This is a genomic window from Nonomuraea sp. B5E05 (assembly GCF_039880665.1).
In the GTDB taxonomy this organism is placed as follows: Bacteria; Actinomycetota; Actinomycetes; order Streptosporangiales; family Streptosporangiaceae; genus Nonomuraea.
Genome location: NZ_JBDPMJ010000044.1, coordinates 37,523 through 49,625, shown reverse-complemented (window position 1 = coordinate 49,625; position 12,103 = coordinate 37,523). Strand labels below are relative to the sequence as shown.

The 12,103-nt window shown below is 71.5% G+C and carries 10 protein-coding genes; 3 read left to right on the top strand and 7 right to left on the bottom strand.

What is annotated here, in order from left to right; genetic code table 11:
* The first annotated feature begins 123 nt into the window (after window positions 1-123).
* Both ABGB01_RS42730 and ABGB01_RS42725 read left to right on the top strand, forming a co-directional pair.
* Window positions 124-1,230, top strand: a complete 1,107-nt coding sequence (locus tag ABGB01_RS42730) for a nucleotide pyrophosphatase/phosphodiesterase family protein (protein WP_347779754.1) — start codon at window positions 124-126, stop codon at window positions 1,228-1,230.
* The gene (locus tag ABGB01_RS42725; RefSeq protein WP_347779753.1) at window positions 1,227-2,042 is read left to right on the top strand and encodes a sulfurtransferase; all 816 of its coding nucleotides are present in this window, start codon (window positions 1,227-1,229) and stop codon (window positions 2,040-2,042) included. The genes ABGB01_RS42730 and ABGB01_RS42725 overlap by 4 nt, the downstream gene beginning before the upstream one ends.
* A gap of 83 nt (window positions 2,043-2,125) precedes the next feature.
* Here ABGB01_RS42725 and ABGB01_RS42720 read toward each other — a convergent pair whose 3' ends face one another.
* The 6 genes from ABGB01_RS42720 to ABGB01_RS42695 all read right to left on the bottom strand — a co-directional run bounded on the left by ABGB01_RS42720 (window position 2,126) and on the right by ABGB01_RS42695 (window position 9,826).
* Window positions 2,126-3,961 (bottom strand): hypothetical protein, encoded by a 1,836-nt coding sequence (locus ABGB01_RS42720; protein ID WP_347779752.1) that lies wholly within the window; start codon window positions 3,959-3,961, stop codon window positions 2,126-2,128.
* Window positions 3,962-4,128: 167 nt separating this feature from the next.
* Window positions 4,129-4,350, bottom strand: a complete 222-nt coding sequence (locus tag ABGB01_RS42715; RefSeq protein WP_347617900.1) for a hypothetical protein — start codon at window positions 4,348-4,350, stop codon at window positions 4,129-4,131.
* An 829-nt stretch (window positions 4,351-5,179) separates the two neighbouring features.
* Window positions 5,180-7,681 carry a CHAT domain-containing tetratricopeptide repeat protein gene (locus ABGB01_RS42710; RefSeq protein WP_347779750.1) on the bottom strand — a complete coding sequence of 834 codons (2,502 nt, stop codon included), beginning with the start codon at window positions 7,679-7,681 and terminating at the stop codon, window positions 5,180-5,182.
* Window positions 7,682-7,742: 61 nt separating this feature from the next.
* Window positions 7,743-8,189, bottom strand: a complete 447-nt coding sequence (locus tag ABGB01_RS42705) for a hypothetical protein (RefSeq protein ID WP_347779748.1) — start codon at window positions 8,187-8,189, stop codon at window positions 7,743-7,745.
* On the bottom strand, window positions 8,186-8,740 hold the full coding sequence (locus tag ABGB01_RS42700) for a sigma-70 family RNA polymerase sigma factor (RefSeq protein ID WP_347779747.1): 555 nt from the start codon (window positions 8,738-8,740) through the stop codon (window positions 8,186-8,188). Before ABGB01_RS42700 ends, ABGB01_RS42705 begins: the two co-directional genes overlap by 4 nt.
* 72 nt (window positions 8,741-8,812) lie before the next feature.
* Window positions 8,813-9,826: a S8/S53 family peptidase gene (locus tag ABGB01_RS42695; protein WP_347779745.1), complete on the bottom strand. Its 1,014-nt coding sequence runs from the start codon at window positions 9,824-9,826 to the stop codon at window positions 8,813-8,815.
* A gap of 174 nt (window positions 9,827-10,000) precedes the next feature.
* Between ABGB01_RS42695 and ABGB01_RS42690 the strand changes: the two genes are divergently transcribed.
* Complete coding sequence (locus ABGB01_RS42690; RefSeq protein WP_347646961.1) at window positions 10,001-10,495, top strand: DUF3145 domain-containing protein; 495 nt, start codon at window positions 10,001-10,003, stop codon at window positions 10,493-10,495.
* A 183-nt stretch (window positions 10,496-10,678) separates the two neighbouring features.
* Here ABGB01_RS42690 and ABGB01_RS42685 read toward each other — a convergent pair whose 3' ends face one another.
* Window positions 10,679-12,103, bottom strand: a complete 1,425-nt coding sequence (locus ABGB01_RS42685; RefSeq protein ID WP_347779743.1) for a carboxyl transferase domain-containing protein — start codon at window positions 12,101-12,103, stop codon at window positions 10,679-10,681.

Here is a 12,103-nt window from a genome sequence, read left to right as displayed (position 1 = left end):
TCCGAAGGCAGCGTAACCATGTCAAGAAGATCATCGGTAAGCCGTATGCGGGAAAACCGCACGTACGGAATTGAAAGGGGGATGGGGAACCGGGCCTTCACGGCACCGCGCCCCTGACTACCAATGGTGCCGGGGTATGGCGGCGGGGCGCTGACGGATCTGCCGGATTCGTTGCTGGCCGCGTTGGGAATGCGCGCGCCCAACACGCTCGCCATCGAGCCCGCCGAGCGCGTCTGCCTGTTCCTGGTGGACGGTCTGGGAGCCGAGTTGCTGCGCGCCCACGCCGACGCCGCCCCGTTCCTGGCCGGTCTGCGGAGCAGGACGCTCACCGCGGGTTTTCCCGCCACGACCGTGACGAGCCTGTGCTCGCTGGGCACGGGCCTGACGCCGGGCGAGCACGGCATGCTCGGGCTGATGCTGGCCGTGCCGGGCACCGGGCACCTGTTCAACTGCCTGCGCTGGACGATGCCCGGCGGCCACGCGATGGACCCGGACGAGTGGCAGCCCGCCGAGACCGTCTACGAGCGCGCCACTCTGGCCGGCATCGACTCCGTCTATGTCGCGCCCGCGCAGTTCGAGGGCTCCGGGCTGACCAGGGCCGTCTACCGTGGCGTGCGCTACGTGGCCGCCGAGACCGCCGACGAGCGCGTCGCCCGCGTGCACGAGGCGATGCGGCGGCGCCCCGCTCACGTCACCGTCTACTACGGAGATCTCGACGCGGCCGGCCACATGACGGGCTGGGGCAGCGAGGAGTGGCTGCGGCAGCTCGGCGTGGTCGACGGCATGGCCCAGCGGATCGCTGAAGGGCTGCCGCCCGGGTCCGCCTTCTATGTCACCGCCGACCACGGCATGGTCAACGTCGGCGAGAAGGTCGATGCCGAGAGCGTCCCCGAGTTGACGCAGGGAGTGGCGCTGCTCGGCGGCGAGGCCAGGGCCAGGCACGTCTATGCCGAGCCGGGCGCGGGTGATCAGGTGCTGGAGGCGTGGCGCGAGATCTTCGCGGGCAAGGCCTGGGTAGCCTCCAGGGAGGAGGCGGTCGAGTCGGGCTGGTTCGGGCCCCGCGTGCGTGACGCGTGGCTGGAGCGCATCGGCGACGTCGTGGCCGTCCCCTACACCGACCTGGCCATCACCGCTCCCGCGAACCATCCGGTCGAGGCGATCTTCACCGGCTACCACGGTTCGCTGACGGCGGCCGAGCAGAACGTCCCGCTCCTGGAGGTACGCACGTGACGAGCCCGCTCATCACACCCGCCGATCTCGCCGCGCTCGACGGCGTGACGGTGCTCGACGTCCGCTGGCGGCTCGGCGGCCCGCCGGGGGCGGAGCTCTACCGCGAAGGGCACATTCCGGGCGCCGTCTACTGTGACCTCGACACCGACCTCGCCGGGCCTCCCGGCGCCGGCGGCCGGCACCCGTTGCCGGAGCCCGGCGCGTTCCAGGACGCGATGCGCCGCCTCGGCGTGTCCGACCACCGGCCGGTCGTGGTCTATGACGACGTGGGTTCCACGGTGGCGGCCAGGGCCTGGTGGGCGCTGCGCTACTTCGGCCACCGGGACGTCCGTGTGCTCGACGGAGGGCTGGCCGCCTGGACCGGGGCGGGGTTGCCGGTCGCGAAGGAGGCGCCCGCTGTCGCGGTGGGCGAGTTCACGTCCCGGCCTGGTGGGATGCCGGTCCTGGTGGCCGACGAGGCGGCGGCGCTGGCCACCAAGGGTGTGCTGCTCGACGCCAGGGCGGCCGAGCGCTACCGAGGTGAGGTGGAGCCGGTCGATCCGGTGGCGGGGCACGTCCCTGGGGCGGTCAACGCGCCCACCACCGAGAACGTCGGCCCCGACGGCAGGTTCCTCGCGCCCGGCGCCCTCCGGTCCCGCTTCGCCGGTTTCGGGATCCGCGAAGGGGTGGAGGCGGGCGCCTACTGCGGATCCGGTGTGACGGCCGCCCACGAGGTGCTGGCCATGGAGGTGGCGGGCCTGCCCGCCGCACTCTACGTGGGCTCCTGGTCCGACTGGGTCGCCGACCCGTCGAGACCCGTCGCCACGGGCTGAGCGCCGGCCCGGCGATCAGCTGGTTCCGTTCGTACGATCGCGGGCCGGCTCGTCCGACGGCCCGCCGTGTGGGGCAGGGCCCGTCAGTCCGTAGAAGCTGCTCGGATGGGTGCGGCCGTATCCGCTGGAGCGGCCTCGGAGCGTGGCGCCGGTGGATCCGGCACTTCCCGCGAGATGTGGCCCCAGGCCACCCAGTTACCCGCGTGGTTCTGGTTGGCGATCATTGGCCGCCATCCGGGTGGCGCGGCGGGCCAGGTGTGCCCGACCTCCGACCCCGTCGGCCAGGGGACCACGGCCAGAGTCACCCGCGGGTCCAGTCGCTCGGTGTGGTGCAGGTCGATCGGAATCAGCTCGGTCGGCACCTGGAACGCCTGCGACACCCAGATCCGCCAGTGCACGCCCGGGTAGTACATACCCACCCGATCATCGGGCCGCAGCCCGACAGGGCTCAGATCGGTGGCGTACTTCAGGGTGCGTCCCCACGGCGCGGAGACCTTGGCGACCACGACGCCCGCGATCGCCAGCTCGGTCAGAATGCAGGCCGTGGCGACCACGGCCGGCCAGGTCCTGCGGCCCACCTGGCCGTTCAACAGAGCCGCGACAATGATGGCGGCCATCGAGGTCAGCGTGGCCTGTCCCAGGCTCAGCGAATCCCAATCCCCGGTAAGAAATGATATTTCGGGAAAGTCGAATACGCCGAAGAAATCACTGGTGAGCCGTTCACCCGCATGCAGGTGAACCACCGCCATTGTCGCGACGGTCAGGCCGACCGTCGCGAGAACGGCCCGCGTCGCGACCACGCGTGGGCAATGAGTCAGCACGATCAATCCCACGATGAAGAGCACAGGGGTGAAACAGGCGAGATACCTCCCATAGGCGAGATTGGCGACGGTACCTTCGCTCGGCAGGGCGGCCGACGTGGCCAGGGCCACCCCGGCGATCGAGCTCAGGATGGTGCCCGCGAGCAGGCGATCGGGCGTCGGGAAACCGGCGCGCAACGCTATGACGGCCAGCACGACCAGTCCGATGCCCGCCACGCCGAAGGTGGCGACAAGTGTGTGCCAGACTTGGCCGGTCGCCACCGCGAGAGTCCATGCCATGCCGTCCATGCTGGTCAGCCGGTGTGCGAGCCAGTCGCCGAGGGGAGCGACGCCGCCCGGGTAGATCCGGCGTTGTATCCACGCGTTGAGCAGCCATCCCAGCCCCACGCCCACCACCGTGATGGCCGCCATCACCAGCACATCGGGACGTCGTGGCCGGTGGCGCCGCACGGCGACGACGGCGAGCAGGCACACGTGCACCAGGAGAATGATGATCCCCCGGCTGTGCATGCTGTAGGCGAGGGCCGCCACTGCGGCGGCCGCGTAGCCGTGGAGTCGGGCGCCGCCGTTCAGCCAGGTGTGCAGCAGCAGGAGCCAGCCGAGCACGAGCACCGGCAGCACGGCGTCCGTGAGCGCGAACTGCGAGTAGTAGACCGCTGATGGGAGGAGCGCGGTCGCGTGGGCCAGCAGATAGGCCTTGCCGCGGGGCAGGCCCATCCGGCGAAGTGCGACGTAGGCGAGCAGGAGGAGCCCGGCCCCGATGCTCGCGTTGACGCAGATCGCCAGGTGATAGACGATCTGCGGATCGTCGCTGAACCAGTACGCGGGTGCGATGAGCAGCGGATAGCCGCCCTGATAGAAGGTTCGCCCGGACAGGTCAGCGGCCGAGCCCCCCGCCAGCAGTCGTGCCGCCAGGAGATATCCGGACTCATCGGGGATCAACAGAGGAGCGGCATGCTGCACTCCCAGAACAACGCGCAGAACGGCCTGTCCCAGCCAGCCCAGCAGCAGCGCGACGGCCCACGACCGGATACGTGGACGCCGAGCTTCGCCGCCGGACACGAGGAGTTCGGATCGGGTGATGGTGGCTGAGCCCACGATGACCTCTGAGGAGACGAGTCGGTGCTGCGTAAGGTGCCCCGCGTATCCAGGGCGAGCGCGGAGACGGGAGGACGGGCCCGCCCTCCGGCCTCGAATCCGGTCAGGGGCCCTGACGTGCGGACGCCGCGCCCGAACGTGGCGAGTGCGGCATCCGCCCGTGGAAATCAGTTGTCCGGCGGTGTGTTGTCGACGAATGCGGTGCAGTTCGTCGGCCAGGTGTAGTCGCCCGTGACAACGCACGCCGTCTGGTAGACGTCTCCGTCCGCGGTGAGGATGGAGATGTGGACGTCGTTACTCGGCGGCTGGCCCTGATCCACTATCGTGGCCGCGACGACCGTCTCGCCCTCCGGCACGAGCGACGACAGGTCCTGCCAGGTCGGCGACACGTTCGCGTCACGGACAAAGAGTCCTCCGGAGCTCGGGACAAGCAGCGTGAAGTAGTTGTTGTTGGCCTGCGCGCTGTCTATCGACTGGCTGGGCCCGGTAGGTCCGGTGTCACCGGCGGGTCCGGTCGGGCCGGTCTCTCCGGCGATTCCGGGGTCTCCTTGTGGTCCGGTCGGGCCGGTCTCTCCGGCGGCTCCGGGCTCTCCTGCCGGACCGGTCGGGCCGGCAGGACCGGTGGGCCCTGTTGCACCGATCGGGCACTCGGGGCAGCGATCGTGGGCGCAGCACTTGTGGCACCGCCGCTCATCGTGCCCACACGGTTGGAGACGCTGGGACTGCGGGGAAGCTTCCCGCAAGATGTCGCCGGAGACGTCAGAGTTCATTGGCCGCGGTGGATCGTCTGCGTCGGCATACGCGTTCCCCACTGACGGCAGTGGAGACGCGAAGGCCAGTGACGCTGCGGCGAGCCACACCAGGGCAAAGCCGCCGCGGCGCTTATTCCGCTTAAAGCCTTTTGGTGTCATTTGACTTCCGTATACGTGCAGGGATTGTAATTATCAATCCGTTGTCCATACCGCTAGGTATGCGCGGCATGCTCGGCATACCCGATTATGTCGCCGCGAATCGGTCGACCTGTCACCTCTCAGTAAAACCTCATCGAGCCTGAGATGTCAGTCCGATTCTCACCGATATAGGCAGGTCTTTGGCTTTATTGGGGCTTTGTGGGTATTGATGTCTATGATTCGAGTGCCGCGTTCAGAGAACGGTCGTATATGTGAAACAAGAGAATCGTGTCCGCCGGATACGCTGATGTTGGCGCCTTCCTTCGGGCTAATACAGCGCCCGGTCGCCTGCGCCGAAGCAGACGAAGGCGTGCTCGCCCGTCTTGGCCGCGGCGCACGCCAGAGCCGCGTCCGGTGGCCGGCCCGCCGCCACGAGCTCGTGGAACACTCCCATGACGGCCCGCGCCGCCTCGTCCCGCACGGGTACGAGCCCCGCCACCACGCACGACGACCCCTTGGCCAGGAACGCCCCCGGCAGACCGAGCGGCGCCCCGTCCACGGGTGCCCGCGACATCCCCGAGTTGCACGCCGAAAGCACCACGAGCTCCGCCGACCGGGGCGCCTCCAGCAGGTCGTACGCCATGAGCGGCCCGTCCTCCAGCGTGATTCCGGACACCAGCGGGCTGCGTGAGTGGAACACCCCGTGCGCCGCGAGGTGCAGCACGTCCGCGACTTCGAGCGCCTTCAGGACGTCGGCCGTGCGCGCGGGCGACTCGCGTCCCCCTGGGTGGCAGGACAGGACGTGCGCCACTTCGGCGTGCGCGTGCGCCAGCGCGGGCCCGGCCGCGGCCACGACCACAGGGGGCCCGTCGCGGCGTACCCGACCGAGCGCGTGCACCCAGGCGGCCGCGCTGGCGGCCACGCTCACCGGGCGCTCCCGCAGGCACGGCAGCGCGCCCCACGGCAGCGTGTGCAGCGCGCCCACGGGCACCACCACGAGCGGCCCGTTGCCCAGCTCGGTGAGGAGCGGTTGCAGCACCAGCCGTTCGACGTCGGCGGCAGCGGCTTCGACGTCGGCGGGGCCGGCGTGGCGGCGCAGCGAGTAGCGCAGCCGGACGATCGCCTCCTTGACCTGCCGCACGTCGGCCAGCCGCCGGAGCAGCACCCGTCGCTCGGAGATCAGTACGGCCAGCAGCGACTCCTCGTGGGGCACGAACTCCACCAGGGTTCCCGCTCCCAGCTCCGCCCGCACCCGTTCGGGATCGGCGGGCGAGCCGGCGTGCGCGGGGGCGGTGACGGCCCGCCACCGCTCGCTCCACTCGAACACCTCCTCGACGCCTCCGTTGCGCACCGCCAGCCCCAGCCCGAAGGCCGCCAGCCGCTCCCCGGCTCTGGCCGCGTGGGCGCGCAGCGACGGATCGTCGAACGTCTCGACATGCTCGCTGACCTCCGACAGCCCGTCCTGGACCGCGCGGAAGGCGCCGGTGTTGTCCTCCTGCAGCGCGGCTTCGAGCGCGAGCGCGTGCTGGCGCACCGGTCCCGGGATCTGCGCGGCGAGCTGCCTGGCCTGCGGCTCCGAGCCCAGCGGGGTGAGCCGGGTGCCCGCCGGGACCCATCGTTCGCCCCGTTCGGCGTAGCGGGTGAGCCGGGCGAGCTGCGCGGAGGCTGTCGGGTGGTCGTCCATGGCGAGTGCCGCCTCGGCCGCCACGAGCCGCAGCGCCGCCCCTGCCTGCGGGGCGAAGCCGTTCTCCAGCTCGTCGGCGCACGCGATCAGCTCGCCGACGAGGGCGGGAGTGACGGGTTCGAGCGCGAGCCGTGACCGCAGCACGACCTCCTGCGCCAGCGGCAGCCAGCGGGTCCGTTCCTGCGCGGCCAGCTCGGCGGCGGCCTGCTCGGCCACCTGCCTGGCCTGGTGCGGGTCACCGGTGAGCAGCTCCACCTGGGCCAGTTTGAGCCGCGCCTCGGCCAGCGCCACCTGGGCGCCCGACGCTTCAAGGTCGGGTACGGCGAGGCTCAGCATCGCCCTGGCTTCGCCGGGCAGGTGGGCGGCCAGCAGGGCGCCGGCGAAGTCCGCCCGCATCGTGGCCAGCCGCTCGGGGAAGCCGAACAGGGTGTCCTCGGCGTCCCGGTAGTGCTTGAACGCCCCGGCGATGTCGCCCCGGCGTACCGCGAGGAACGGCAGGTTCGCGGCGGACAGGCGGGACAGGTGCAGCAGCCCGGCGTGCCGGGCGATCTTCAGGCACGCGGTCAGGTCGCGCATGGCGGCGTCCCAGTCGCCGCGGTAGGAGTGGATGAGCCCGCGGTTGAGCAGGCCGCCCGCCAGGAACCTGCGGTCGTCGATGGTGCCCGGCGCGGTCACCAGGGCTCGCAGCGCACGGTCGCAGGAGGCGATGGCCTCCTGGTGGCGGCCGAGGTGGGCCAGGGCGACCGCGCGCTGCGTGTCGAGTTTGGCGCGGTCGAGCGGGCGCAGATAAGCCCAGGCCAGGGCGGCCACACGCAGTGCCTGCAGGGGGTGCCCGCGTTCGGTGCGCACGGTGACGAGGGAGAGCCGCACCTGCGCGAGCCGCTCCTGCGGCGCGCCGGAGGTGCCGAGGGCCTCGCGGAGGTGCTGCTCGGCCGCTTCCAGGTCACCGAGCTCGCGGGCGGCCAGCGCCATCGCCCTGAGCGACATGACCGCGGCCTCGGCGGAGCCGACACGGCGGGCAGCCGCCAGCACGAGGCGGCCCGCGCGCAGGGCGTGGCCGGGATCCACCAGGGAACGCAGCATCGCGGCCTCGGCCGCCCTGACGAGCGGATCGAGGTCGCCTGATGAGTCCGGGTATGCACTCATGGCAGGCCTTGGTCTGGCGCCGGGCGGGGGCGCGGCTCCCCCTGCCGGCTGGTGGTCGGGGTCAGGGCCGGATGCGCACCCATCTGGTTTGTACGGGGGCACGTCCGGGTCGGTGGCACACCACGCTGAGCCAGCCAGGAGGCAGGCCCGTCGCGGCGAAGTCGCCGTTGTGGGCGAGGTGTCTGGTCAACGTGAGGTGCGGGGTCCTCACGTCGATGACGGCGTCTTCGCCCGGGTGGGGGCACACCTGGCCCGCGACGTCGATGAGCCCGTCGCCCACCGTCACCTCCAGGTCGAAGGTGAGGTCGTCGGCGACGAAGCGCACCAGGTGGCAGCCGTCCGGGTCGCGCACGTCGGGGCCCGCGGCGCGTGCGGTGGGCGTGGCGGTCACCGCGCGGGGGACCCGCAGCCCGTAGACGTCGCGTGCGGCGGCGGACACCTGGCTCGGGATGGGGTCGTTTCCCGCGGCCAGCCGGAGGGCCGCCAGGAAATATTCGTCGTTGATCATTGCGCCGTCTCCTGTGATGAGATCAGGGTGCGCAGTTTCTCGAGGCAGCGGGCCTTGGTCGGGCCCACACTGCCCACGGGCATGCCCAGTCGCGCCGCCATCTGCCGGTTGCCCAGATCGATGGCGACCAGCTGGATGAGCGTGCGGCAGGGCTCGTGCAGGGCGGAGACCTGCTTCCAGAGCAGGCGCCTGCCGTCGGCCTCCAGCACGGCGGAGGCGGGGTCGGGATCGTCGACGGCCTCGAGGGCGAGGATGTCGTGGTCGAAAGGGGCGACGTCATGACGCTTGCGGAGGAACGCGTGAGCCTCGCGGCGCACGGTCGTCATGAGCCAGCCGCCGACCTTCGCCGGATCCCTGAGCGTGTGGAGGTGCTGGAGCAGCCGCAGCCAAGATCCCTGGACCGCGTCCGCCGCGTCGGAAGGGCTGAGCCCGGACGCCCTGGCCACCGCCCACATCCGCGGCCCGTATCTGGCCTCGAGCTCGTCCCACGCCGTCCGGTCGCCGTCGGCCGCCGCCGTGACCAGCTCCGCCGGCTCACGTGGATCGGGCATGCGGCCTCCTTCCGTGCGGCACGCCGAGGCGGTCATGCCTCTTCGTAATTGCGTGAGGACTGAGCGTAAACTCTACAGACTCGACGGTACGAGAACTCCCAGATCCGGAATTTGCCGGGCCTCCCCGGCGTCGAGGAGCCGCCTGACCACCTCCTTCGCCGGCTCGTCCCTGGCCGCGTCGGCGATGGCGCCCGCCACCAGCGCGGTGGCGAACGACGTGCCGCTCCACGACGCGAAGCCCTCGAACTCGCCGCCCAGCAGGAAGCTGCTGGTCAGCCAGTCGCCGCGGGCGCAGGCGTCCACCCAGGTGCCATGGCTCGAGTAGACGGCGCGGTGCTCCTGCGAGGCGTCCACGGCCGCCACGCCCACGGCGCACCCCAGCGCGGCGGGCCAGAACGGCCGGTCGGAGGCGGTGTTGCCGGCGCAGGCCACGGTCACCGTGTCGCTCAGCGCGGCGAGGGCGTCGGACAGCAGGGGCGGCGGCCGGTCGTCGAAGGTGTGGCCGCCGAAGGACAGGTTGAGCACGTGGGGAGGCCGATCGCGCATGCGGTGCAGCGCGCGTACGACGGTCGCCTCGTCGCCGACGCCGTCGCCGTCCAGCACCCGGTGCACCCGCAGCGCCGCGCCCGGCGCCCGGCGTGCCAGCAGGCCCGCGATGAACGTGCCGTGCCCCGCCTGCGCGCCCTCGGCCGCGTCGGCGTCGTCGGGGCCGAGCCGCTCGTACCAGTCGCTGCCGGACCACCAGGGGTGCTCGGCGACGCCGGTGTCGAGCAGGCCGATGACCACGTCCGAACGCGTACGGCCCGGCTTGTAGCGGATGGGCGGGGCGGGGAAGGGCCGGGACGCGGGGCCGCCGAAGAACAGCGGCTGGCCGCGGAACACGTGGTTCGGCGAGGCCCGCACGCCCTGGTCGCGGAGCTCGGCGGTGACCTCGCAGGGGTCCGCGCCGGGAGACAGGTGGATGACGCAGACCCCGTCCGCCTCCGAGACCGCCGAGGTCCAGCGCGACGCGGCGGACAGCGCCGACCGGTCGGTCAGAACCTGACCTGGCCGGATGAACGACTCGCCGACAGATTGCATGTCCATGAGCCGGTATCTTTCCTCCGCTGCCCCGCTGTCACGTACGACTCCCGCACCAAGTTGGTATGGCCCCCCACTGGTGCCGGATGGCGACCGACGGTAGTCTCTCCCTAGTCACTTGTGATCATCCCGGGACGAGGCCGTTGGGGAAGGCGCACCTCGTACCGAACGGGAGGTCCGGTGTCTGCTCGTGGCGTCCTTTACGTCCACTCGGCTCAGCCCGCGCTGTGCCCACACATCGAATGGGCAGTCGCGGGTGTCCTTGGCGTGCCCGTAGATCTGACGTGGACTCCGCAACCCGCCGCGCCCAACGTCGTGCGCGCGCAGGCGGAATGGGAGGGCCGGCCGGGCGTCGCCGCGGCCATCGCCTCTTCGCTCATGGGCTGGCAGCGGCTCAGATTCGAGATCACCGAGGACGCTTCCCCGGGTGTCGACGGGTCCCGGCACGCCTACACGCCGACGCTCGGCGCCTTCACGGCGGTCATCGGCGCGGCCGGCGACATCATGATCCCCGAAGATCGGTTGCGCACCGCGATGATGATGGCCGCTCAGGGCCGGTGCGTGCTGGAGGACGAACTGGACAGGATGCTCGGCAAGCCGTGGGACGAGGAGCTGGAGCCGTTCCGCTATGCCGGGGACGGCGCGCCGGTCCGCTGGCTGCACGCCGCCGTCTGACCTCGCCGTACACCCGCTCGGCACGGGCAGCGCCCCGTGGCCGGGCCGCGCTGCCCGGCGACAGCAAGGCCCCGCACCGAACCGGTGCGGGGCCTTGCTGTCGAGCCTGACGGCGAGCCGTCGCCGAGGGCGAGCCGAGACGGCCCGGCATGTCGCCGCGTGCCGGCGTGGCGTCGTCGGCTGTTACAGGGGGATGTTGCCGTGGGCGCCGCGGGCGGGGGTCGCCTGGGCGAGCAGTTTGGCGATCGCGCCGCGGGTCTCCCCCGGCTTGATCACCTCGTCGATGACGCCCAGCTCCTGCGCTCTGGTCAGGCCGCCGGCGAGCTTCGAGTGCTCCTCCGCCAGGCGCTCCTCCAGCTCGGCCCGGTCCTCCTCGGGCACGGCCGCCAGCTCGCGCCGCTTGATGACGCGCACCGCCGCGACGGCCCCCATGACGGCGACCTCGGTGGTGGGCCAGGCGAAGACCTTGGTGGCGCCCAGGGCGCGGGAGTTCATCGCGATGTACGCCCCGCCGTACGCCTTCCGCGTGATCAGCGTGACCCGCGGCACCGACGCCTCGGCGAACGCGTGCAGCAGTTTGGCCCCCCGGCGCACGACGCCGTCGTGCTCCTGTCCGACGCCCGGCAGGTAACCGGGAACGTCCACGAGGACAACCAACGGCACTCCGAAAGCGTCACACATACGTACGAAGCGGGCGGCTTTCTCGGCGGACGTGGCGTCGAGGCAGCCGCCGAGCCGCATCGGGTTGTTGGCGATCACACCGACCGTCCGGCCACCGAGGCGGCCCAGCGACGTGACGATGTTCGGTGCCCACTTGGGGTGCAGCTCCAGGCCGGGCTCGTCGAGCAGGCCGTTGACCAGCGGCTTGACGTCGTAGGCACGGCGCGCGGAGTCGGGCAGCAGCGTGGAGAAGTCCACTTCCTCGATTTCTCCCGACCGCATCCGGCCCTGGTGGCCGAGGAGCGTGGCGAGCTGGCGCGCCTTGACGTAGGCGTCGGTCTCGGTCTTGGTGACGATGTGCGCCACGCCGCTGCGCTTGCTGTGCGGCTCGGTGCCGCCCAGGGCGGCGCTGTCGACGTCTTCGCCGGTGACGCTGCGGACCACGTCGGGGCCCGTCACGAAGATGCGGCCGGAGTCGGCCAGGATGACCAGGTCGGTGAGCGCGGGACCGTAGGCGGCGCCGCCGGCGGCGGGGCCGACGACCACGGAGATCTGCGGCACCACGCCGGACGCCTTGGTCATGGCGGCGAAGACCCTGCCGACGGCGTGCAGTGACTCGACTCCGTCGGGGATCCGCGCGCCGCCGCAGTGCCAGATGCCGATGACCGGCACCCGCTCGCGGACGGCCACGTCGTAGGCGTGCACGATGTGCTCGCACCCCTCGCTGCCCATGGCGCCGCCCTGAAAGCGGGCGTCACTGCAGAACGCGACGACGGGAACACCCTCGACGCGCCCCATCGCGGCCAGCATGCCGCTCTTGTCTTCCGGGGTGATGAGCCGCAGCGAGCCCTCGTCGAGCAGCGCGGTCAGGCGGACGATGGGATCGCGGGGATCGGCAGGCTCCTGATCGGAGCCGGGCGTCACCACCCGGTTGTCGAGGACGGTCAC

Coding starts and splice junctions, on each gene's coding strand:
- ABGB01_RS42730 (WP_347779754.1), top strand. CDS start 124: ATGGTGCCGGGGTATGGCGGCGGGGCGCTGACGGATCTGCCGGATTCG.
- ABGB01_RS42710 (WP_347779750.1), bottom strand. CDS start 7,681: ATGAGTGCATACCCGGACTCATCAGGCGACCTCGATCCGCTCGTCAGG.
- ABGB01_RS42705 (WP_347779748.1), bottom strand. CDS start 8,189: ATGATCAACGACGAATATTTCCTGGCGGCCCTCCGGCTGGCCGCGGGA.
- ABGB01_RS42700 (WP_347779747.1), bottom strand. CDS start 8,740: ATGCCCGATCCACGTGAGCCGGCGGAGCTGGTCACGGCGGCGGCCGAC.
- ABGB01_RS42695 (WP_347779745.1), bottom strand. CDS start 9,826: ATGGACATGCAATCTGTCGGCGAGTCGTTCATCCGGCCAGGTCAGGTT.